The sequence below is a fragment of the Clostridium sp. ATCC 25772 genome (assembly GCF_001573875.1).
Lineage (GTDB): Bacteria > Bacillota > Clostridia > Clostridiales > Clostridiaceae > Clostridium_J > Clostridium_J senegalense.
This window is the reverse complement of the sequence record NZ_LFRG01000003.1, coordinates 1-23481: the sequence shown is the minus strand read 5'-3', so window position 1 is coordinate 23481 and position 23481 is coordinate 1. Positions and strand designations below refer to the sequence as shown.

Here is a 23481-nt window from a genome sequence, read left to right as displayed (position 1 = left end):
TATTGCGTTGATTAGGAGTAGTAATATTAATTTTAGTTTTAAGAGAGCTACAATATGGTGAGATGTAGTAACTAAAGAATATGAACTTGCTTATGAGCTTACTTGTGAGAAACAAGTACGGTTATACCGTTATAATATTAAAGTGGGGCTTTTGCCTAATTAGAGTGGTACCGCGGAACTATAGCTTTCGTCTCTTTATTTAGAGATGAAGGCTTTTTATTTTTTTATAGATTATTCTACACAAATTAATTAACAAGGAGGATTTTAAAATGGGAAATTATAATACTAACATTGATAAAAAATGGCAAGAAAAATGGGAAGAAACAGGACTTTACAAGTTTGATAACAATAATCTTGATAAGAAACTATATGTTTTAGAAATGTTTTCTTATCCTTCAGGAAGTCAGCTACATGCAGGACATTGGTTTAACTATGGACCGGTTGATTCTTGGGCTAGATTAAAAAGAATGCAAGGATATAATGTGTTCCAACCAATGGGCTTTGATGCATTTGGTCTTCCAGCAGAAAACTTTGCAATAAAAACTGGAATTCATCCAATGGATTCTACTGAAAAAAACATCGTCACAATGGAAAAACAGTTAAGAGCTATGGGAGCTATGTTTAACTGGGAAAATGAAGTTATTACTTGTAGACCAGATTATTATAAATGGACGCAATGGTTGTTCTTAAAACTTTATGAAAAAGGCCTTGCTTATAGAAAAAATGCTCCAGTTAACTGGTGCCCTAGCTGTAATACAGTTTTAGCTAATGAGCAAGTTGTTGATGGATTCTGTGAAAGATGTGAGAGTGAAGTTACTAAAAAGAACTTAACTCAATGGTTTTTAAAAATAACTGATTATGCTGATGAGCTATTAGAAAAAATAGATACACTAGATTGGCCAGAAAAAACTAAAGCTATGCAAAAACATTGGATTGGAAAATCAACAGGAGCGGAAGCTACCTTTAAAGTTGATGGAAAAGACATTGAATTTGATGTATTTACTACAAGAGTTGATACTTTATTTGGAGTTACATATGTTGTGTTAGCACCAGAGAATGAGTTAGTAGATAAATTAACTACAGAAGAATTTAAAGCTTCCGTTGAAGAATATAAAGAGACTGCAAAAAAACAATCTGATATTGAAAGACAATCTATAACTAGAGAAAAAACAGGAGTATTTACTGGTTCTTATGCTGTAAATCCAATAAATGGACGTAAAGTTCCAATTTGGATTGGCGATTATGTTTTAAATACTTATGGAACTGGTGCGGTAATGGCAGTCCCTGCTCATGATGAAAGAGATTTTGCATTTGCAACAAAATATAATTTATCAATAGAAAGGGTTATTGAAGGTGGAGAACTTCCATTTACAGAAAAAGGAACATTAGTTAATAGTGAAGAATTTAATGGATTATGTAGTGATGAAGCTAAAGAAGCTATTGTTAAAAAACTTGAAAAAATAGATCTTGGAGCTAAGAAGGTAAACTTTAGACTTAGAGATTGGTTAGTTTCTAGACAAAGATATTGGGGAGCTCCTATTCCGATGATACATTGCGAAAAATGTGGAGTAGTTCCAGTTCCAGAAAAAGATTTACCAGTTGAACTTCCATATGATGTTGAATTTGCACCAGACGGAAAATCACCATTAGCTAAATCAGAAAGTTTTGTAAACACTACTTGTCCTTGTTGTGGTGCTGCTGCAAAAAGAGAAGTAGATACGTTAGATACATTTGTATGTTCTTCATTCTATTATTTAAGATATACTGATAATAAAAATGGTGAAATATGTTTTGATAGTGAAAGAGCGAATAAAATGTTGCCAGTTGACAAGTATGTTGGTGGACCAGAACATGCGTGCATGCACTTATTATATGCAAGATTTATAACTAAAGCTTTAAGAGATATGGGATATGTAAACTTTGATGAACCGTTTAAATCTTTAACTCACCAAGGACTTATATTAGGACCAGATGGATTGAAAATGAGTAAGTCAAAAGGGAATACAATATCTCCAGATGATTATATAAAAGAATTTGGTGCTGATGTATTTAGAATGTATCTAATGTTTGGTTTTGGATACACTGAAGGCGGAGCATGGAGTGATGATGGGATAAAATCTATTGGTAAATTCATTGAAAGAGTTGAAAGAATTATAGAACACTCAATAGCTGAGCTTAGAAATAAAGATAATAATAAAGATGTTATAGAGTCAGATGAAAAAGAACTTAACTATTGGAGACATTTTGCTATAAAAAATGTAACTGAAGATGGGGATAAAATGCAGTTTAACACTGCAATAGCTAGAATGATGGAATTTACAAATGCATTATCTAAATACTTAAATGTAAAAGTTAAGAATGTAAACTTCTTAAAAGAAGCATTAGTAGATTATATAAAACTTTTAGCACCATTTGCACCTCACTTTGCGGAAGAACAATGGGAAGCTTTAGGTATGAGTTTCTCTGTGTTTAATGAAAAGTGGCCAGAATTTGATGCAAATGCATTAATTAAAGATGAAGTTGAAATAGCTATTCAAATAAACGGAAAAATAAAAGCTAAGATAAATATTCCAACAAATCTTGATGAAGAAGGAATAAAAGAAGCATCATTAAATAATGAAATAATAAAAGAAAATATTGAAGGCAAGACTGTAAGAAAAGTTATAGTAATAAAAGGTAGACTTGTAAATATAGTTGCAAATTAAAAAAAGGTGGATAATCCACCTTTTTTTATTGTGTCTTTAATCAATGATACATTTTATATAAAATTAAAGATGCTTAAGTATTTTATCTTTTATATAACTTATAAAAAAGGTCATGGCGTAGTCATATATATAAAAACCTATTTCATACACAACAACAAAAATTAAAATTGTTGATGGATTAATATTAAAAATTTCCATTATTTGATTTTTAGAAATAAACAATGTTGTTGAAATGTAATAAAATAATAAACAAGAAATGTTAAAACATATAAATTTAAGTATAAGTTCTAAGTACAGCTTGTTTATGCCTTCTATTAAAAATTTTAGTAATCCATAAATTCCAAAAAATATAGTATATATAAGCCATATAGATTTTTGGGGAATCAAAAAATAGGAAAGAAGAGATACGGATATATATACCATAATAGAAGGTTTGAAGCCTATAGTTAAAATAGATATAGGAATTATAGCAGAGGCTATGCCTAATATAAATAATGTATTAAATGGTATAAAAGCCGTTAAGTATAAAATAATAATACTTAATGCAACATAAATTCCACCTTTAGTTATGATATCAGTTTTACTACTTGTCATTATTCATACCCCCTAAAAAATAAAGATAAGGCATATCAAAAGAAATAAGAAGCCAAAGATTTGAAGCATATTTGGTTTCTTATTTCTTTGATTATGCCTAAGAAGATTAAAATTAATCCTCTATTAACAACAACTTATTATGTCACCACCACAGCACTCGCAACAAGTATCTAGTACCCATAATTTACATAATAAATCGCAGCAACCGTCGCTATCATGTGTAGTTTTTCTGTAATTACCCTTATATGAATTTTGTCTCATTGATAATTCATTTAATGCACGTTGATATTCGAAATTATTAGGGTCCATTCTACAAGCTTGGGATATTAGATTATACGCACTATCAAACCAATTTTTTCTTAAGTTAACCATTCCCATAAGGAAATGCCATTCTGCAGTTCTATTATTTATAGAATTTAATTTTTTTTCAGCACCAGAAATATTCCCTGAATTTAAGTCTGTTCTAATAGATTGGTAAAGTGAAAAATCATTTCCATTATTAGAGTAGTTTTGTGAATTAGAACTATTATAAGAACCTTGACTGTAGCTATTATGGCCATTGTTTTTAGTTAAAGAGTCATAGGCTTCATTAATTTCACGCATTTTTTCTTCTGCAAGTTCTCTTAATGGATTATTACCATATTGATCAGGATGATACTGTTTAGCTAATTTTCTATAAGCAGATTTTATTTCATCTTCTGTAGCATTTTCTTTAATGCCTAAAACTTCATATGGATTTCTCATTTTATTACACTCCTTGAATTTAGTCACATTTAATTAAATAATAAATAAATTATTTTTATACATTACAATTAGATAGATTATACAAAATATAAGTTTGAAATTTTTTATATTATTTTTTTTTATGTGTTTTGATATTTTCTATTTTTTCCATCAATCCTAAATTTAAAATGTTATCTAAAAGGTCTTTATTTTTTAATATAGGTAAGTCTGATAAATTACGTACACAACTTTCTGCGCTCATTATAAGATTAAACTCTATTCTATCTTTTATTAAATTAGAAAACTCATCGTAAGGTAGATTATCTTTATTAAAGGCTCTATTTATTGGATTGAATTTATTTTCAGACATATCTTTTTCTAGGTCATCGTATCCGTCTATTAAATATATAAAACGTCCTAAATTGTATCCTAGATTATATAAATTATCCTTTAGATTTGTATCAGTAGAATATTCGCAAATTATAGTTGCAGTCAAATCTGCAAAAATATGAGAAACTTCATCTATATTTAAGATATCAGAGCTATTTTCTATTTTAGATAAATTTTTAAGATTATTTTCCATATAGTTTAAAAGGTAAACTTTTTTATCATCCTTTGTCTTTATATATCCTTTTAACCCCAAAGCTAATATTTTACTAGAGTTAGAATTATCATCTTGGAAATTATCTAAAAGTTTAAAATAAGATAAGGCTACGTTGCAAAAGGCAGCGTAATCCAGAGCATCATTATTTATAACTTTTAATCTTTTTTTCACAGGATGAGCAATGCAAACAGTAGGATTGAATTGAATTTTTTCATCATTTAAACTATCAAGCAAAATTCCTAAAAAAGTCATATCATAATTTAAAGTAAATCGAGGTAAATTACCGAAATTATTTTTTATAGATAAACATAAGCCACAGTAATATGCCTTAAATTTTTCGTAGTCTTTTACTTTAAGTTCCATTTTACAGGGGGTTACATATCCAAACATTATATACCTTTTAATCCTTTATCATCTTCAAGAATTTCATAAATTGTTTTAGATGTAGTGTCCTTCATTGAATATCCAAGTAAGCTAACAACTTCTATTATTTCATCTTCATAAGAAGACTCTATTTCTATGTAAGGAAAAGGACAGTAAGATTTATCATTTATATCTATTTCGATTAAAGTATTCTTATATTTATAGCTTTCTCTATATTTTTTTATAGATTCAATAAGTTCTAGACCAAGAGATTCGAAAATTCTCTTTCCTTCTTCTCCATTATCTATAAGAACTTCACATTCCTCCATAATTTTATATTTTTCTTGACTTAATAATTTTTTAGTAGTCATATAAGCTAGAGTTCTGCTATTTAAAATATCCTTAACTTCTCTTATTCTAGCATATCCTTTAGCATTTAACATTCTTCTGTCATTAAAATCATATATATTATTTATTTGGTTTTCTTCTTTTACTTTTATAGCATTAATGTTATTTAATTTACGTCTAATATCATCAGTATTTATATGTATAATTCTTAATTCCATTTCTTGCATAAAGTTCACTCCTATTAATTAAAGTTATGGTAAAGTATGATATTAAAATATTTTAAGATTTTTTATATGAATTATTATAACACACTTAGAGTTTTATATATAAAATTATTCTTAACAAAATATGGGTATAAAGCAATGTTTATGAAAATATAATTATATACGAATATATAATTATATTATATATTCAAATTAAGGTATTTAAGTGACAATTAAAACTTATTTTTGAACAATATAACATTTTATACTAATATTTAAAATAAATAACTTTAAAAGTAAAATTAAGATGTTAATAGTAATAAAATAAAATTTCATAATAGTTAACTATGATGTAAAAATGTGTTATAATAATTATTAATTAATAATATTTATTAATTAATAATATGGACTAATAAAACGAATTTTGAATTTTATGTGAGTGTATTTAGGGGGATAGAGTTTTATGTTAGGTATATCAAAATTAAAAACACAATTAAACTTATTAAAAGAATTTTATAAAGAAAAAAATATAAAAGGAATTGAAAATTTGAATGATTCAAGCAAAGATAGTGAAATTAAATTTCTTTGCAAAATTTTTAGAGTTATATTAAAAGTGGCATCAAAAATTGAAAATTTAACTAAAGGAGTACTTGGATTATCTACAAAAATAAGCAATTTTAATGTAGAACTGGTACATTATGCAAAAGAGCTTAAAGATACATCAAATGGATTAAAGGAGTCCTCGGAGAATTTAGCAGCTGTTATAGAAGAAACTGGAGCTAGTATAGAGGAAGTATCTGCTGCTGTTTCTAGTAATACTGGAGCTTTAGAAAATATAATGAATAAAACAGGCTTTTTAGATGAAACATTAGAAAAAAGTAGTAGTACTTTAAAAGAGATATTAGAAGTAAATGGAGAAGTTACGGAAAATTCCTCTATTATGAAAAACAATATGGATAATTTATCTGTAGTAATAAATGAGATGAGAAATATATTAGATGGAATATACAATATAGCTGATAACACTAAGCTGTTAGCTTTAAATGCTAGTATAGAGGCAGCTAGAGCAGGTGAAAATGGAAGAGGATTTGCGGTTGTAGCAGAAGAAATAAGAAGTTTATCAGAAAACACAACTAATCAATTAGAAGTAATTCAAGATTTTGTTAATAAGATAGAGAATTCTTCAATAAAAAGTAGTGAAAGTGTTACTAATACTGTAGATTCTATAGAGAAACTAGAAGGTTATACAACTAAAATAGCTAATTCTTTTGATGAGAGTAAAAATGCAATAAAGAGTATAGTTACTAGTATAGAAAGTGTTACATATAATATGAGCGAGGTAAGTGCAGCAGTTGAGGAGATTAATGCAACTGTAGATGTAATAACTACAGATGGGAATAGGGTTAATGACATTTCAAGTATTATAGATGATAAAGCTTCAAATATAATGACTGTAGGATTGGAATTAGGAAAAATAGAAGATGAGGTCTCTGTATTAGCAAAGGTTAGTGGAGAAATAGGTAGTGAGGAAATATTTAAAATTTCTAATGATGATTTTATAAATAATATAGATTTAGCTATAATTGCTCATAAAAATTGGGTCAATAATGTTAAGGATATGGCAAAAAATATGAAAGTCATCCCATTGCAAATGGATGGCAGTAAATGTGGCTTTGGACATTTTTATAATTCTGTGCAGCCAGTAAATGAAAAAGTTTTAGGTATTTGGACTAAGATAGATGAAACACATAAACAACTTCATAGTATGGGTCATGTAGTTGAAGAAAATATAGAAAGAGGGAATAAAAGTAATGCTGTAGATAACGCTAAGAAAGCTGAAAATTTATCTTTTGAAATAATAGGAAAACTGGAAGATATAAAAAATATAGCAATTGATTTAAAAAAAGAAAAAAATACCGTATTTTAAATATATAATAAAAAAGGTGTATTCAAAATGTCTATAGTAATTTTGAATACACCTTTTTAACTTAAATAATAGTTTTATAAGGCAATTATTTAAGTTCCAAAATCCAATTTTCACCATTTTCAAGGGTGCCTTGTTCAATAATAGTATTGTTAGTAGCAATTGGACTATTAGAAACTTTGAATGTGGCATATTTTTCACCTTTAATATTAATTTCATACGCATCACAATCTTGATTGTTTACAGGAGTAACAGCAAATCTATCACTTTTTAAAACTCCTGATACAATATTTTTAATTTGGTCATTATTATAATTAGACATAATAGCGCCCCCTTTTGTAATTAAGATCAAAAATATTTGAAAGGTTTAATCTATAATTAGATTTGTTTGGTATTAAATCCTTTAATTGTAACGAATTCATTTATAGAAAATTATAATACAATCTATAGAGTAATATTATAATAATATTTTTAACTAATTTTTATAAAATATAACAAAACATAAGGAGACCTTTAAAATTATTTTTCTTCATAGTTCATAATATGCTTCAAGATCATATTAATGCTACCATCACCATTACGTTTTATTTCAAATCTATTTAAATCCCTATAAGCTTCTTCTGAAATATATAAATCAAGATCTTTATCAATTTTTAATCTGATTCTTTTTAATTTCTTTTCTACCCATTCTTTATCTACAGTTATTTTTTCGCTAACACCTTGTTCTTTAGCAAAAGTTTTAAAACTTTCTTTTAATTCATCATTATCTTTAAAAGCTTCTTCAGAAAATTGATTTAAGTCTATATTTTCTTCTTTTAAAGATTGTTTTATATGACTTCGTACTTTTTCTTGATCTGAAGCATTTTCATTAAAATTATTTTTAGTCCATTTCTCCGCGATTTTAACGAAATTTTTAGTCATGTCACGCTCATTATCAATTACTTTACAACCTAAAAAATTGTCAATAAAGTAATTAGAGCCATAGTCTTCAGCATTTTTGTTTTTACTTTGTTTATCAATAATCATAAGATCAAATTCATTATCAGCATTGATAGTTTTGATAAAGGCACATTTCTGTATTCTAGAACTAGAAGAAGGTAAGCCTGTAAATTGAGGAATTATATCAATGCCTATTTTGTTGTCTACATATTCAATTGTATGCATGTAATTTTTTATATAATCCATTTTAAAAATACATATGAATAATCCGTATTCTGTAGTAAAGCTTACTGTAACTAAGTCACAGGATGGAATGTTTCCTTTTGAGCGCATAAGCATAAACATCTGTTTTGCAAATTCTTTAGATACATTTATAATGTTGTTTTCACCATTTAAAAATTCTTGAGAAAGTTCTTTTACTATATTTCTATCTTCAGAAAAAAAAGCATATTTTAACTCTTCATCCTTTAAGCAACGTTGTATATGTTTCATTAAAAAAGCATAAATTTCATCATTTAATTCTAAAGCAAATTCATTTAGAACAGGTTCATCACTATTATTATCTAAAACATGAATAACAGCTTCGATTATATTAATTTCTTTTATATATTGCAAAAAAATCACTCCTAAAAAATATATTAAAACCATATTTTATGTCTAAGATTTATTATAACAATTTTTATAGAAAGAAAACAAATAAATAAGGAATATAAAAAAATGGTTTTAATGTTCAAATTATATTGAAAATTATATAGTTAATTTAAGTAAGATAATGTAACTTATTCATATTATTAATCATAACAATAATTATATAATGATAAATTTAGGTGATGTATATGAAAGACATTATAAATTATTTTTTTGGAATAAAAAGATTTATATCAATACTATTAACAATTACATTTTGTATTTTATCCATAAAAGGCAGTATAAGTGGGGAGCAATTTGTAACTATATTTGCGGTAATAATATCTTTCTATTTTGGACAATCTACAGCTAGAAAAGCTATATCAGACACTAAATCAATGATAGGAATAGATGATGTTAGCAAATTAGGTAGTGGAAAAGAAAATGATGATTTCACATCAGACTCATAAGGTTAAAATATGATTTAAAAATAACAAAAATATCATGGAACTCCATGATATTTTTGTTAGTATAAATTATAATAAAGTTAGTACAGGTTCTAAATGTATTTTCATAGTAAGGGAAATTTAGAACCTAATACTTTAAGAAGAAACATTATTAATAACTTTGATTAAAGTTATATTAAAATTAATTCATAGAATTTGCAGAACCTAAAACAGTATCTATTTTATTTTCAACTAAACTTTGAATATTTTTTCTTGCTTCCCCAAGATATTTTCTAGGGTCGAATTGACTAGGATTTTCTGCTAGGTATTTTCTCACAGTTCCAGTCATTGCAAGTCTTATATCTGTGTCCATGTTTATTTTGCATACTGACATAGATGAAGCCTTTCTAAGCATTTCCACAGGAACACCTTTTGCTCCATTTATTTCTCCACCATTGTCATTACACATCTTAACATAATTTTCATCAACAGATGATGCACCGTGTAAAACTATAGGGAAATTTTTGATTCCATCTTTTTCTAATTTTTTTGTTATAGTTTCTAATCTATCAAAATCTAACTTAGCTTCACCTTTGAACTTATAAGCACCGTGGCTTGTTCCAATAGCAATAGCTAATGAATCTACACCTGTTCTTTTTACAAAATCAACAGCTTGATCTGGGTCTGTATAGGTAGCTTCATGAGAAGCAACTTTAACCTCATCTTCAACACCAGCTAATTTTCCAAGCTCTGCTTCAACAACAACACCTCTTGCATGTGCATAGTCTACAACTTCTCTAGTAAGTCTAACGTTTTCTTCATATTCATAATGAGAACCATCAAACATTACTGAAGTAAATCCAACTTCTATACATTTTTTTACTAGCTCTAAAGAATCGCCGTGGTCTAAATGTAAAGCAATATCTAAATTACTTTCTTTAACTGCTGCATCTACTAGAGATTTTAAATAATCAGGTCTCATATATTTCAAAGCACTTCCAGAAACTTGAAGTATAACTGCAGAATTTTTAGTTTTACAACCGTCAACTATTCCTTGTACGATCTCCATATCATTAATATTAAAAGCACCAATGGCATATTTTCCTTGGAATGCTTTATTAAACATTTCTTTAGTAGTAACTAAAGCCATAATAACTCCACCTTTCACTATATAATTTTAATATGACTAAATATACATATGTTTTGAAATATATTATTATACTCTATATTTATGAATATGTATTTTGTCTTTTAAGATGGTAATTTTAATAACAAAATTTTCTTAAAATAATTATAACATAATTTTGTTATTTTGCTATACTAATTATTAAAAAAAATATAAAATTATAACACAAATTTATAAAAATATATCATAAATACGAAATAGAGTACAACAATAGAATCTAAAATATATTTTTTAATGTTATTTTTTCTTCATCTTTCATAGCTTCAATTAAACCCTTAATGGCATGAATTGTTGATAATGAATGTGATTTATCCTTTTCATTTATAAATTGAGTAGCTTTAAGTGTCTCAATATATAAATTATCTAAATGCTCATGATCAGAAAATAAGGATATAAATTGAATTGATTTTTCAAAATCATCTAGAAGCTTTAAAGAATTAATATAAGCATTATCCCATTGATTAAAAGCAATATATTCTTCAGTTTCAGTAGCTAAGTCAATTAGATATTCGCAGCTACTAATAGTATAGTTTGTAGAATAATATATCCCTATAAGCATTATAACAAAAATAGTTAAAGGTAAAATAAGTTTTTTCATTTTTTTACTCCCTTTTAAAAATTTTCATTTATTTTTTGTCTTTTTTATTATTATTTTTCATAAAATGTGATAATCCATTTTTAATTTGGTTGCTTTCATTAATACTAGTATTATTATTAACAGTATCATTTTTGTCTTTACATTTTCCTACAGAGGTTGCATCGTGATCTACTTTTTGAGTTTTTTCTTGAATGAAAAATTTATCATTATCATATACAATAGCTATAAAAACATTTTTATAATCATCAATGTCATGTTTTCTAAGTTGTTTTTTTAACCAAGTTTCATTTTGATGAAGTTCAGATAAATTATATTTATTAATCACTCCGTCACTTACAACTATTAGGGGTAGAGGCTTATCTTTTATATCTACGTTTAAATGCTTAGGCGTAATTGGAGCAATACATTCCTTTGGCATAACAGAAATAGTTCCATTAGTTTCTAATATCGCATAGTGGATATCAGCAATATTAAAGTAGCCATTTAATCTTAATTCTTCTAATAGATCATCTAAATTAAATCTTTGATTTTTTAGTTCATCAATATCAACTTTCCCATCTTTGATAAGGATACTTGGTTCACCATTGAAAATACTTCTAATTTTTTCACTTTTAAGTTGTAAAAAAGAAGTTATAACTTGCAACATAACAATTGTTATTATAGGAACTACAGAATTTGTTAAAGGAATTCGATTGTCTTCCATAGGCAAAACCCCTAATTCAGAAATCATAAGAGCTGTAACTAAATCAAAAGGCTCTAGTTGACCTAATTGTCTTTTCCCCATAATTCTCATCATGAAAAGTAAAAAGAAGTAAAGTATTATTGTTCTTATTAACGAGATAATCAATTTTAATAACTGCCTCCCTTCTTATATTAATTATTATTATTTGGATTTTCCAATATTGGGTTTGAAAAATTTTAAATAACTAAAGTTGTACTTATTTTTATCAACCGATAACAGAGATTTGATGAATAAACTTAAATATAACATTAGATTCCTATATAACTACATAGTTAAAAAACAATACATTTAGTGATAATATTTATATTAAGGACATAGCTAATAATATTGTGTGTTTAAAAAACAAAAATATTACTTTAAAATTAAAAAAACATTGTATTCATTTAAAAGAGTTATGAAGAAAAAAATATAGGTTAAAATAATATTAATTAATAAAAAAGTAGATGCAAAAAATATTAGCTTCAATATAATAGTAATATCTATTTATAAAATTTGAGTTAATTTAAGTTTACATTTTAGATTTTATAGAGGAAGTTTGGGGTGGTGTACATGAAAAAAATTAAATTGAAAATTTTAGATAGTTATATAGAAGAGTTTAATGAGGGGATTACAGGTCAAGAAATAGTAAGGCAATATAATTTAGATTTAGAAACTCCTATAGTATTATGTAGTGTAAATAATGAAAAGCTGGAGCTTTCAAGTGAAATTATGACAAGTGGAGACTTTAATATTATAGGAATAGAAGATAAGATGGGGATGATGACTTATATAAGAACACTTCAATTTGTGTTAATAAAAGCTACTCTAGATATTTTTAAAGATAGTAAAATAACAATAGAACATTCATTAAGTAAAGGTATTTTTGGAGAGATTCATAAAAAAACAGAACTTAATATTGATGATATATATTTGATAAAAAACAGAATGAAGGAGCTAATAGAAAGGGATATTCCTATAAAAAAAATTTCTGTAGGCAAGGAAAAAGCACTAAATATTTTTAAAACCTATAATATGGATGATAAAATAAAACTTTTAAAGAGCATAAATCAAGAGACTGTCAAATTATATGAATTAGATGGACGATATGATTATTTTTATGGACCTATGGCCTTCTCCACAGGTGCATTAAAAAAATTTGATTTAATGTATTATGACCCTGGGTTTATATTACGCTTTCCAATAGATGAGAAAACGTTTGAAATTCCATATTTTAAAAACTATAGACAGTTGTCTAATATGTTTTATGAAACAGAAAAATGGGCAAAATTAGTAGGAGTTGGAAATTGTGGTACATTAAATGAAGTTATCCAAAAAGGGGATATAGTAAATTTAATAAGAATTTGCGAAGCGTATCAAGAAAAAAAAATTGGAAAAATTGCAGATGAAATTTGCAAGAATAAGAGAACAAATATTGTGTTAATTGCAGGGCCATCTTCTTCTGGTAAAACAACTTTTGCTAAAAGATTAGGAATTCAATTGGAAGTGAATGGTGTGAAACCTGTTCCTATATCACTAGATGATTATTTTGTAAATAGAGAACAAACACCTTTAGATGAATATGGAGAATACGACTTTGAATCAATTTATGCATTAGATTTAAGTTTGTTTAATGATCATATAAAAATGTTATTAAATGGATGTGAAATTGAGATACAAAATTTTAATTTTAAAACAGGAAAAAGAGAATGGATAGGTAATAAAATGAAACTTCCCGAAGACGGAGTTTTAATTGTCGAAGGCATACATGGTTTAAACGAACTCTTAACCACTTCAATTGAAAAAGAAAGAAAATTTAAAATTTACATTAGCCCATTGACACAACTTAATTTAGATGACCATAATAGAATAGCAACAACGGATATGAGAATAATAAGACGAATAGTTAGAGATTATTTATCACGAGGTTGCGATGCTGAACGAACTTTAAAAATGTGGCCATCAATAAGAAGAGGAGAAGAAAAAAATATATTTGTATTTCAAGAAGATGCAGATATTATGTTTAATTCTTCACTTATGTATGAATTAGCCGTATTAAAAAAATATGCATTAGAACAACTTTTACAAATAGATAGTAATAGTAGTGTATACTATGAGGCTAAAAGATTAATAAGCTTTTTAAATTTTTTCAAGGATATTGATGAGAAATTAGTTCCTAATAATTCCATTATAAGAGAATTTATAGGAGGTAGTTGTTTTTATCAATATTAAAATGTGATTTAAGGAGATGCACGGTGTTTTTCCTTGCATTTCCTTTGTAAATTAAATTAAAAAGTATTACAATATTCTTGAAAGATGAATTGTTAAGTTTTAAACTATTGAATAGTCAAAAAATAAAAAAACGATACAAATTTCTATGTTTTAACTAAAAACAAGGAATTTATTATAAATTTATTACCACAAAGCAATGTAGGAGGAAATATATGAAGAATTATAGTGCTTTTGACATTTTAGGACCTATAATGATAGGACCATCTAGTTCGCACACTGCAGGTGCGGCTAGACTTGCAAAGATTGCAGCAAAAATAGGTGGAGAAAATATAAAAAAAGTTAGATTTTTACTACATGGTTCTTTTGCAAAAACTTACAAGGGTCACGGAACAGATAAGGCTTTAGTAGCTGGAATATTAGGTATGGATCCAAAAGATGAGAGATTAAGAACATCTATGGAGATAGCTAAAGAAAAAGGCTTAGAGTATACTTTCGAGGAAGTAGATTTAGGTGAAGATGTTCATCCAAACACTGTTAAATTTATATTAACCACAGATAAAGGGAATGATGTTACTGTTGTAGGATCATCTATCGGTGGTGGAAATATAGAGATATTTGAAGTTGAAGGACAAAGCTTAAGATTTACTGGGGAATATCCAACACTTATAATAAATCACACAGATACACCAGGTATGATTTATAAAGTGACAACTATACTTTACAGAGAAGAAATAAGCATTGCATCAATGAATGTTTATAGAAAAATTAAAGGATTAGCAGCTGCTATGGTTGTTGAAGTAGATCATATAATTGATAACAAGATAATAGATAGTATAAAAGCTATTGAAGGTATAACTAGTGTCGACCAAATAGTACCACCTAAGGAAGGAGAATAAACCATGTTTGTAAATACTGCATTAGAAGTAATAGAAATTTGTGAAAAAGAAAATATTAGTATTGCTGAGTACACTATAAGACAAGAAATAGAATTTACTGGTGTTAGTCGTGAAGAAGCAATGAAAAAAATGGCTAACAATTTAGAAGTAATGAAAAAAGCAGCACAAGAAGCTATGGATAGAGAAGTTATATCTGTTAGTGGATTAATCGGTGGAGATGCTGTTAAAATTAAAAAATATTTAGAAAACAATGAAACTTTATGTGGAGATGTTATGGTTAAGGCTATGGCTAGAGCATTATCTACATCAGAAATAAATGCGGCTATGGGAAAAATAGTTGCGGCACCTACAGCTGGAAGTTGTGGTATAGTTCCTGGAGTTGTGTTAACAGCTGCAGAAAAATTGAATAAATCAGATGAAGATATAATAATGGCTTTATACTCTGCATCAGGCGTAGGTGTATTAATAGCTAAAAATGCTACATTAGCTGGAGCAGAAGGTGGATGTCAAGCTGAATGTGGAAGTGCAGCGTCAATGGCTGCAGCAGCAGTTGTTGAAATGATGGGTGGAACTCCAAAAATGGCATTTGATGCTGCTGCAATAGTTATTAAAAATGTAGAAGGTTTAGTTTGTGACCCAATAGCAGGGTTAGTTGAAATTCCATGCGCAAAAAGAAACATTGCGGGAGCAGTAAGTGCTTTAACAACTGCAGAACTTGCAATGGCTGGAGTAGAAAGTAAAATTCCATTTGATGATTGTATAGCTGCAATGTACAAAATTGGAAGAGAAATGCCAGCTGCATTAAGAGAAACCGCATTAGGCGGACTTGCAGTAACTCCATGTGGATTAAAATTAAGAAAGAAAGCTTTAAAAGAAGATTAGTAGTACATAATTTAAAGTGAAAAACTCTATTAGCAATTGCTAATAGAGTTTTTTTTGTGTCATTTTGTCAAATATTGAATAGTTTATTAATAGAATAATATCTATAATATTGAAATCTATGTTATAAAATTAACAGTATCAAGAAAATAATATAATATTTTAAGTTAAACTTTTAATTTATATAGGGTTCTAAGATGAATTTTAAATTTATGCATTTATCAAATGAGAAAATTTAAGATTAACATCATACTAATAGGTGACAGCGTATTTTTTCTTAACTAATAACAAAAATTTGATGAATAAATTTAAGTTTGAACTTCCTGTACGGAGTGCCAAGTTGGCTTTAAAAATTGTTTATTTAAGAACTGGGATACCCAAAATAGTGAGACATGCGAAGAAACACTTAAAGTTCAACACTGTATTTTGTATAAAAATATTTTAAAGTTATTGAATAAATTTAAATACAAGCTTGTTTCCCTATATCTTTAAAAGGTACGAATTTTTCATGCAAATAAAAAACTATATTAAATTAAACTGTAAAATAAGAATCCTATTTTAAAATATAAAATAAAATTTTTAGTTTAAATTAGTAATTATAAAAAATGAAATCTGTAAAAAAATAAGTACAAGCTACGGAAAATATAGGGTTCCTTTTAAAAAGTTTAATAAGGGGGGCACAATGGAAGCTAAGGATAGAAATATGTATAAGAATTTAAGTTTACTAAAATTTATTCTGTCAATTGTGATAGCGATAATATTAATATTTATAAATACATCATCTTTTATTTTAAACTTGTTTTTATATTCATGTGCTATGGTACCACTAGCTATATTGTTAGGAAATGAGACATCAAAAATAACTTACTATATCGGTGAAAAAAAAGGTGGATTGTTAGCTGCTACAGTAGGAAATCTTCCAGAACTTATGATGGGGCTGTGGTCCATAAGATATGGAATGGTAGCTATGGCGCAAGCAGGACTTATGGGAGCTGTAATAACAAATTTATTGTTAGGATTAGGAATTTCTATAATTTGTGGTGGAATGAAATATAAGGAACAAACATTCAATAAAACAATGGCAAGAACTAACTTTAATTTATTATTTGTGGCTATAGCTTCAATAATAATAATAAGTTCACTTCAAGGAAATGCTTTGTTAGAAGATAATCAAATAGCAATTGTAAGTTCTATTGTGTCCGTGGTATTAATAATCATATATATACTTGGATTAATATTTTCTCTATATACCCATAAAAATTTATTTTTAGCATCAGATGGAGAAAACAAAGAATTAGAGAAAAAAATATCTAAAGAATGTGTTGTAATTTTTATTAAAATACTAATAATATCAGTTTTACTTTATTTTATAAGTGAAAAACTAATATTAAATGTAAATATTATTGTAAATAATTATAAAATATCACAGGAATTTATAGGAATAGTTTTAATACCATTGCTTGGAAGTTTTGGAGAGAATGCTACAAGTATAGTTTGTGCTTTAAATAATAAAATAGACTGTAGTCTTGAAACTGCAATAGGTTCAAGTATACAAATAGCATTATTTGTTATACCACTTTTAATAATTATATCACTTTTTATGGGTCTTAATATGACTTTAGTTTTTTCAAATTTCCAAATAATAATGCTTATAATAGCATTAGCTATATCTTATTTTGTATTTCAAGATGGTAAAACTTATTGGATAGAAGGGGTAATACTGACATCAACTTATGTGATTATAACTATAGCTTACTATTATATAGGATAATTATAGCGTTTTAATATGAAATTTTAATTTACACTTTTATAAAGTGGGTAGTTTTCACTAACAACTATTCACTTTATACTTGTGACTATTCATTAGCTAGTGGTTTAATATAATTTAAAAATGCCTAAGTAGATAAATATATAAATATATATCATAAATAATTATAATTACTAATATATTAAGAGTATAACTACTAAAGTAAGGTGATGATATGAGTCATAGAAGAGTAATAGATGAGTATTATAAAGATATAACTAATTTAACTACACTATTAAATTCTACTAGTAATGCGTATAGGTTATTAGTAGCTTCAGCAAATGATTATAACAATATGGCTCTTGCTAAAAAGGCTGAAGTTAAAGATGCATTAAAAAGATCAAATGAATTAGGAAAAGTTATAGATAATATTATAGATTCATTAGATTATACAGTTAAGTGCTATAACAGATATATGAATACAAAATCAGATGCTATAGGACAAATATCTAATAGTACTTTTGTTGGAATAGAACTTGAAAATCAACTAAAAAGAACTGAATAGAAATACATAAAATTATAAAAAAGGCATGATTTTATTAAAATCATGCTTTTTAAGGTATATTTGATTATTAGATTGAAATATGTAAACTTTTTTAATCTACATCAAATTTATATGTTTAATATTAAATTTAAATGTTATCTCTTTTTTATTTGTAATTTGCTAACCATAAGTCCAGAAAAAATAATCATTAATATTACTGAAAAAGACATTGGTGGTATATTGTTTTCAATAAATAAAGCATATACTGCAATAAAACTTCCTGCTATTGTAATGGGTATGCCAGTAAATACATTATTAAAAGCAGCTGTTGTATTATAACGAGCAAGCCTATAAGCTCCAGCAACAGGAAATATTATTAGTGTAATATAACCTATCATACCTAATGAAGATAATCCACATAGTGTAAATATTAATAAAGAAGGAGCAACACCAAAAGAAACTAAGTCAGCTAAAGAATCAAGTTCTTTTCCTAAAGGGCTGTCTACTCCAAGAAATCTCGCCACTGTTCCATCATATCTATCAAATACACCAGCTAACAATATAAGTGCTGCTGCAACTTTAAAATTACCCTGCATAGTAAATTGAATTGATAGGACACCACAAATCAAGTTGCCAAATGTAAGACTGTTTGGTATGAACGATTTTTGCATAAAATCACCTCTCAAATTGAATTGATTTTTAATGTAGAAAAAAGTCTATTAAAAATATTATAGCAAGGACTATTATACTATAAATAAATTTAAATTTATATATAATAAGATTTTAAATTAAAAATAAAAAATTTAAAATTTTGTAATACCCTTGAGAAAAGTATTAGTAAAGGTTAAAATTATACCGTGATAAATTATTTGAATTTAGAAAAAACTAATGCTTATAAATTAAAATAAATGTAATGTACATAAAAATAGAAAACTGAAAATGGCTTAGAGGAGGATATTATGAAAAAAGTGAAGTTTATTTATAATCCTTATTCTGGTGAAAATTCTATATTGGAAGAATTGGATACAGTTATTAGGATACATCAACAATATGGATTTGTCGTTGAGCCATATAGAATAGAAAGGGAAGAACCTATCTCTCAAGCTTTTGCTAATATAGATGAAAGTTTTGAGTATATATTAATAGCTGGTGGGGATGGAACTATAGATTCTGTAGTAAATCAAATAAAAAAAAGAGATATCGATTTACCAATAGGTGTGTTACCAGTTGGAACAGCTAATGATTTTGCAAAAAATATTGTAGGAATGCCAGAAGATGTTGAAAAATCATTACATCAAATATTAAATAGTAAAGAAAAGTATTTAGATTTAGGAAAAGTAAATGAAAAGTATTTTGTTAATGTAGCAAGTACAGGGATTTTTACGGATGTGTCACAAAAGACTGATTTACATTTGAAAAATACTATGGGAAAGATGGCTTATTATATAAAGGGATTAGAGGAAATACCTAATATAAGAAAATTAGGTGTAAAAGTTGAGTCGTCAAATGTTACTTTTGATGGAACAATGTATTTAATGCTTATATTTAATGGTAAGACCGCAGGAAATTTACGATTAGCACAATCTTCAGAAGCTGATGATGGCCTTTTAGATGTAATTATAATAAAAAGCGATATAATGAAAAATGCATTAAATAATTTGCTTATTATGCTTAAAAAAAGGGGTATATACGAAATGGATGGAGTAATGTGTTTTAAAACAGATGAATTAACAGTACATTGTGAAGAAGATATAGCTACAGATATAGATGGTGAGCCAGGTCCACAATTTCCACTAAGAATAACTTGTGAAAAAAAAGCAATTAAAGTACTAGGTTATGTTTATGAAATATAGAAAAACATCTCAAAATTACTAATTAATTTTGAGATGTTTTTATTTTAAAATAAAAAAACCTATTAGAACCCTATAAATTGTCATAAGTAAATATCAATTTCAATATAATTTATTAAAGAATTTTAATTGGAAAGAAAGTTAAAAAAGTTTTAAGTTAATCAGGTTATTGATTAAGAAAAATATAATAAGAAGTTAGATATATTTTCTATAAAGATGAATGTGATTTATGGTTAGGGGGGGATAAAATGGATTATATTTATTTAGGATTATTATTTGTTATGATTTTATTGGTTTATGAAGGAATAACAACATCTTTATGTTATGCACCTAAAAAGATAAAATATATAACGTTATGTGCACTTATATTAGTTTTATTAAGGTATATATCATTAATAGTACTTTTTATAAATGAAAGACCGTTATATTTATATATGTTAAAACCTATAATGTTTTTAGAAATTATATATATACCAATAATAGGGTTTATAACAATATATATGTTATCAAGAAATGAAAAAATTAAATTAAGTTATTTTTATATGTTACTAGTTATTTTTACAGGGGTTTATCTTTTGGTAACAATAAAATCACCAATAAATACAAATATATCTGATGTTTATGGGTATATAATAACATTGAAGAAGGATTATGGATTATATATAGTTTTATCTATTATAAATACAATATATTTAATTGTATCAATAAAAGCATATAGTTTTAAGCATTCTAATAAAATAGGAATAACTTTTAGTATTATATCAGCATTAACCATGATAATAACAATATTAATAAGTTTATTAGGAAGTTTTTTCTTTGGTGTGAAATTAATAGGGGAACTCTTTTGGGTAATAACTTTAGTATATTCTTTGTCTAAGTTTAAGAAAAAATTTAAAATAAATTAAAACAAAAACTGGTAAGAACCAGTTTTTATTTTTTATATACTCTTTTAGTTGTTTTTTTTGAATGAGATCTCTTACTATTACTTTTTTCAGTTTTAGAGTTTTTATCAGTTTTAAAACTCTTTTCAACTTTTACCACATTTTTATTTTTACCTTGATATCCCTTACGTTTGATAGGTCTAGGACCTATGATACAATCCTGAGTAAATCCAATTAAATCTTCCCTGTTAGCTTTAATAAGTGCAGATTTAACAATGCTATGATTATCAGGATTTTCAAATTGCAATAGTGCTCTTTGCATATTTTTCTCTTTTTGAGCCTTTGGCACATATACATTTTCCTCTGTTATAGGATTTATGCCAGTGTAATATATTGTAGTTGAAAGACTACCTGGAGTAGGATAAAAGTCCTGTACTTGTTCTGGCATGTGCCCCATAGTTTTGATATATTGTGCAAGTTCTATAGCTTCATTTAGTGTACTACCTGGATGGCTAGACATTAAATATGGAACAACAAATTGTTTTTTGCCTAATTTAGTATTTATATCAGTATATTTTTTTCTAAATTTATCATAAACTTCTTGTTTAGGTTTTCCCATTTGAGCTAATACTTTATCACTTATATGCTCAGGAGCAACTTTTAATTGACCACTTATATGATGTTCACAAAGTTCATGGAAAAATTTTGTGTTTTTATCTTCAATTAAATAATCGTAACGTATTCCAGAACGTATAAATACTTTTTTAACTTTAGGTAGATTTCTTACTTTTTTCAATAAGCTAAGATATTCAGTATGATCTACAATTAAATTTTTACAAGGTGTAGGGAACATACATTGCCTATCTTTGCAAACGCCATGTTTAATTTGTTTTTTACAAGCTCTATGTCTAAAGTTAGCTGTAGGACCACCAACATCATGTATATACCCTTTAAAATCTCTATCGTCAGTTAGTGTTTTAGCTTCTTTAATTATAGATTCTTGACTTCTGTTTTGTATTACTCTTCCTTGATGATATGTTAGCGCACAAAAAGAACAACTTCCAAAACAGCCTCTATGGCTTGTTATAGAAAATTTAACTTCATTTAAAGCTGGAATACCTCCCATAGGTTCGTATATAGGATGATATGTTCTTGTGTAAGGAAGATTATAAACCTTATCCATTTCATCTTCACTTAATGGTTTTTGTGGTGGGTTTTGAACTACATATTTGTCTTGGCAAGGTTCAACTATAGTCTTTCCCCATACATAATCTTGTTCTTTAGAATAAAGTCTATAGCTTTTGGCATAAGATTTTTTGTTTGTTGAAACATCTTCAAAAGAAGGTAACATTATATAATCATTAAGATTATCAATGCTTTTAGCAACATAACAAGTTCCTCGAACATGAGTTAATCTTTCAATTGAGCTTCCATAACTTAAAAATTTGGCAACTTCTATTATTGGATTTTCACCCATTCCATATATTAATAAATCCGCTTTGGAATCTAGTAAAATACTTTTTCTAACCTTATCATCCCAATAATCATAATGAGAAAATCTTCTAAGACTTGCTTCTATACCACCAATTATTACAGGAACATGTTTATAGGCTTCTCTAGCCCTGTTGGAATAAACAATTACAGCTCTATTAGGTCTATGACCAGACTTCCCACCGGGAGAGTAAAAATCATCATTTCTTTTTTTCTTTGCAGCGGTATAGTGATTAACCATAGAGTCAATATTCCCAGAATTTATCAAAAATCCAAGTCGGGGTTCACCTAATTTTTTAAAATCATCTACGGAATTCCAGTTAGGTTGAGCTATAACTCCTACAGTATAACCTTCTGATTCTAAAAGTCTTCCGATTATAGCTGTACCAAAGGAAGGGTGATCTATATATGCATCCCCAGTAATTATTATAAAATCTAGTTGATCTATATTACGTTTTTTCATGTCATCTTTACTTATAGGTAAAAATTCATTGTTTAAAGTCATAAAATCCTCCAATCTAATTAGAATTCAAAAGTACAAACAATTTAGTTTGTTAAAATAGTTAAGAAAAGAAGCTATTTCATATGTATTTATATAAATTCTAATTTTTAGTTCGGTACTTTAGAAAATATTACAATAGGGTTCCAAATTAAATCTTAAACTTATTCATTTATCAAATGAGAAAATTCAAATTAATGTTTTATCAATAACTAACAAATTATTTTAGTTAAAAGTTAAGAGTGAATAGTGAACAGTTGTGGTTATTGCTACTCACTTCGTTCCTAGTAATTCTCAACGTACCTTTTTATAAATTTGCAAAGCAAATTATATTGATAGATTTTTTAAAATCATTTTTAGAAAGTGGTTGCCACTTTCATCCTAAATTCATAATTCATAATTCATAATTCTCTCTTTTTAATTGAAATACTCAATTATGCTTCTATTATCTTTAAATTTTATATGAGTTTAATGTGCGAAGGTT

At 26.8% G+C, this 23481-nt stretch carries 21 protein-coding genes and 1 other annotated feature (1 of these 22 only partly in view); of the genes, 10 read left to right on the top strand and 11 right to left on the bottom strand.

The annotated features are described in order from the left end of the window. Window positions 1-198: a binding site (T-box leader), on the top strand (it extends 2 nt beyond the left edge of the window). Window positions 199-269: 71 nt separating this feature from the next. Continuing rightward, window positions 270-2705: a leucine--tRNA ligase gene (gene leuS, locus AZI32_RS01295; protein ID WP_061994118.1), complete on the top strand. Its 2436-nt coding sequence runs from the start codon at window positions 270-272 to the stop codon at window positions 2703-2705. 63 nt (window positions 2706-2768) lie between these two features. Here leuS and AZI32_RS01290 read toward each other — a convergent pair whose 3' ends face one another. The 4 genes from AZI32_RS01290 to AZI32_RS01275 all read right to left on the bottom strand — a co-directional run bounded on the left by AZI32_RS01290 (window position 2769) and on the right by AZI32_RS01275 (window position 5564). After that, window positions 2769-3299: a hypothetical protein gene (locus tag AZI32_RS01290; RefSeq protein WP_061994117.1), complete on the bottom strand. Its 531-nt coding sequence runs from the start codon at window positions 3297-3299 to the stop codon at window positions 2769-2771. A 123-nt stretch (window positions 3300-3422) separates the two neighbouring features. Further along, entirely contained in the window at window positions 3423-4043 is a 621-nt protein-coding gene (locus tag AZI32_RS01285; protein WP_061994116.1) for a J domain-containing protein, read from the bottom strand. A 109-nt stretch (window positions 4044-4152) separates the two neighbouring features. Further along, on the bottom strand, window positions 4153-5016 hold the full coding sequence (locus AZI32_RS01280) for a DUF5685 family protein (protein WP_061994115.1): 864 nt from the start codon (window positions 5014-5016) through the stop codon (window positions 4153-4155). After that, on the bottom strand, window positions 5016-5564 hold the full coding sequence (locus tag AZI32_RS01275; RefSeq protein ID WP_061994114.1) for a CYTH domain-containing protein: 549 nt from the start codon (window positions 5562-5564) through the stop codon (window positions 5016-5018). The genes AZI32_RS01280 and AZI32_RS01275 overlap by 1 nt, the downstream gene beginning before the upstream one ends. Window positions 5565-6003: 439 nt before the next feature. On the opposite strand from AZI32_RS01275, the gene AZI32_RS01270 reads away from it, so the two are divergent. Continuing rightward, a complete protein-coding gene (locus AZI32_RS01270; protein WP_061994113.1) occupies window positions 6004-7467 on the top strand; it encodes a methyl-accepting chemotaxis protein in 1464 nt (487 codons plus the stop codon). Between the two features lie 85 nt (window positions 7468-7552). Here AZI32_RS01270 and AZI32_RS01265 read toward each other — a convergent pair whose 3' ends face one another. Together AZI32_RS01265 and AZI32_RS01260 are read right to left on the bottom strand one after the other, a co-directional pair. After that, window positions 7553-7786, bottom strand: coding sequence for a hypothetical protein (locus AZI32_RS01265; protein WP_061994112.1), 234 nt, complete (start codon window positions 7784-7786; stop codon window positions 7553-7555). Between the two features lie 197 nt (window positions 7787-7983). Beyond that, window positions 7984-9018 (bottom strand): nucleoid-associated protein, encoded by a 1035-nt coding sequence (locus AZI32_RS01260; protein WP_061994111.1) that lies wholly within the window; start codon window positions 9016-9018, stop codon window positions 7984-7986. Between the two features lie 221 nt (window positions 9019-9239). On the opposite strand from AZI32_RS01260, the gene AZI32_RS01255 reads away from it, so the two are divergent. Beyond that, complete coding sequence (locus AZI32_RS01255; RefSeq protein ID WP_061994110.1) at window positions 9240-9500, top strand: hypothetical protein; 261 nt, start codon at window positions 9240-9242, stop codon at window positions 9498-9500. Between the two features lie 178 nt (window positions 9501-9678). On the opposite strand, the gene fba is transcribed toward AZI32_RS01255, so the two are convergent. The 3 genes from fba to AZI32_RS01240 form a co-directional block, all read right to left on the bottom strand. Continuing rightward, on the bottom strand, window positions 9679-10626 hold the full coding sequence (fba, locus tag AZI32_RS01250) for a class II fructose-1,6-bisphosphate aldolase (RefSeq protein ID WP_061994109.1): 948 nt from the start codon (window positions 10624-10626) through the stop codon (window positions 9679-9681). A 253-nt stretch (window positions 10627-10879) separates the two neighbouring features. Next, on the bottom strand, window positions 10880-11260 hold the full coding sequence (locus tag AZI32_RS01245; protein ID WP_061994108.1) for a DUF4363 family protein: 381 nt from the start codon (window positions 11258-11260) through the stop codon (window positions 10880-10882). A gap of 28 nt (window positions 11261-11288) precedes the next feature. Then, complete coding sequence (locus tag AZI32_RS01240; protein ID WP_242865245.1) at window positions 11289-12044, bottom strand: DUF421 domain-containing protein; 756 nt, start codon at window positions 12042-12044, stop codon at window positions 11289-11291. A 507-nt stretch (window positions 12045-12551) separates the two neighbouring features. On the opposite strand from AZI32_RS01240, the gene AZI32_RS01235 reads away from it, so the two are divergent. The 5 genes from AZI32_RS01235 to AZI32_RS01215 all read left to right on the top strand — a co-directional run bounded on the left by AZI32_RS01235 (window position 12552) and on the right by AZI32_RS01215 (window position 18297). Then, window positions 12552-14210, top strand: coding sequence for a nucleoside kinase (locus tag AZI32_RS01235; protein ID WP_061994107.1), 1659 nt, complete (start codon window positions 12552-12554; stop codon window positions 14208-14210). 212 nt (window positions 14211-14422) lie between these two features. Continuing rightward, window positions 14423-15106, top strand: a complete 684-nt coding sequence (gene sdaAB, locus AZI32_RS01230) for an L-serine ammonia-lyase, iron-sulfur-dependent subunit beta (RefSeq protein ID WP_061994106.1) — start codon at window positions 14423-14425, stop codon at window positions 15104-15106. Window positions 15107-15109: 3 nt separating this feature from the next. After that, a complete protein-coding gene (sdaAA, locus tag AZI32_RS01225; protein WP_010294302.1) occupies window positions 15110-15988 on the top strand; it encodes an L-serine ammonia-lyase, iron-sulfur-dependent, subunit alpha in 879 nt (292 codons plus the stop codon). Between the two features lie 679 nt (window positions 15989-16667). After that, window positions 16668-17756, top strand: a complete 1089-nt coding sequence (gene cax / locus AZI32_RS01220; protein ID WP_061994105.1) for a calcium/proton exchanger — start codon at window positions 16668-16670, stop codon at window positions 17754-17756. Between the two features lie 211 nt (window positions 17757-17967). Next, complete coding sequence (locus tag AZI32_RS01215; RefSeq protein WP_061994104.1) at window positions 17968-18297, top strand: hypothetical protein; 330 nt, start codon at window positions 17968-17970, stop codon at window positions 18295-18297. Window positions 18298-18431: 134 nt separating this feature from the next. On the opposite strand, the gene pssA is transcribed toward AZI32_RS01215, so the two are convergent. Further along, window positions 18432-18947 carry a CDP-diacylglycerol--serine O-phosphatidyltransferase gene (gene pssA, locus AZI32_RS01210; protein ID WP_061994103.1) on the bottom strand — a complete coding sequence of 172 codons (516 nt, stop codon included), beginning with the start codon at window positions 18945-18947 and terminating at the stop codon, window positions 18432-18434. 288 nt (window positions 18948-19235) lie between these two features. Between pssA and AZI32_RS01205 the strand changes: the two genes are divergently transcribed. Both AZI32_RS01205 and AZI32_RS01200 read left to right on the top strand, forming a co-directional pair. Next, the gene (locus AZI32_RS01205) at window positions 19236-20129 is read left to right on the top strand and encodes a YegS/Rv2252/BmrU family lipid kinase (RefSeq protein WP_061994102.1); all 894 of its coding nucleotides are present in this window, start codon (window positions 19236-19238) and stop codon (window positions 20127-20129) included. Window positions 20130-20374: 245 nt separating this feature from the next. Further along, entirely contained in the window at window positions 20375-21031 is a 657-nt protein-coding gene (locus tag AZI32_RS01200) for a hypothetical protein (RefSeq protein WP_061994101.1), read from the top strand. 25 nt (window positions 21032-21056) lie between these two features. On the opposite strand, the gene AZI32_RS01195 is transcribed toward AZI32_RS01200, so the two are convergent. Then, window positions 21057-23003: a YgiQ family radical SAM protein gene (locus AZI32_RS01195; protein ID WP_061994100.1), complete on the bottom strand. Its 1947-nt coding sequence runs from the start codon at window positions 23001-23003 to the stop codon at window positions 21057-21059. Between the last annotated feature and the right edge of the window lie 478 nt (window positions 23004-23481).